The organism is Achromobacter sp. FW305-C-28 (assembly GCF_058783235.1).
Window position 1 is genome coordinate 1 of the sequence record NZ_JBYSYL010000032.1, and the last position, 729, is coordinate 729.

A 729-nucleotide genomic window follows, 5' to 3' on the forward strand; every position below is an offset into this window, starting at 1 on the left:
TGCCGCCCAGAAGCTTGCCGCCTTGGTTGTTCACGGCGCCGGCCGTTTCCACCCGCAGCGCGCCGTTGGCTTGGACGGAACCGCCTTGGTTGTTGATGCCGGCCCTTCCCCGCAGCTCGACGCTGTCGCCCGAGACGACGCCGCCTGCCGTATTGACGATGGATTGGCCGGTGATGTCCACCGCGCCAGCGCCGGCCAGGGTGCCGGCGGTGTTGTCGATTACGCCCGCGACGTTGGCCGTCAAGGCTCCGCCGCTCGTGAGCTTGCCGCCGGAGTTGTACAGGCTGGACGCGCGCAGCAGCACCGAGCCGCCGTATACCGAACCGGCGCGATTGGTGATCGCACCGTTGGCATCCAACGTCAACGCACCGCCCGCGACGAATTTTCCGCCCGACAGGTTCAACGCATCGGCTGTAACCGTTGCGTTGCCACCCGCCATCAGCGTGCCCGCGTTCTGCAAGCCAGTGACCTGCACACTCAGCGTGCCCAAGGGGCTGATGGAACCATCGGCCTGCAAGCCCGCCGTGAAGGCACCACGGTTATCCAGTTGGCGCGCCACGATGCTGGCGTTGCCCGCCGAGGACATGGCGCCGGTGTTGGCAACCGAACCGGGCGCGCTGAGCGTCAACGCCCCGCCTGCCGCAACCGTGCCGTCATTGACGATGTCGCGCCCGCTTTGCACCGACAGGTCGGTGGCGGCCTGCATGCGGCCGGACGGCAGGATCTTGA

The 729-nt window shown here is 67.8% G+C and carries 1 protein-coding gene; it reads right to left on the reverse strand.

Annotated elements, in window-relative coordinates; all coding sequences use genetic code 11:
* The coding region (locus AC3WMR_RS30670; protein ID WP_492281599.1) for a hypothetical protein at positions 1-729 on the reverse strand (729 nt) is incomplete at both ends.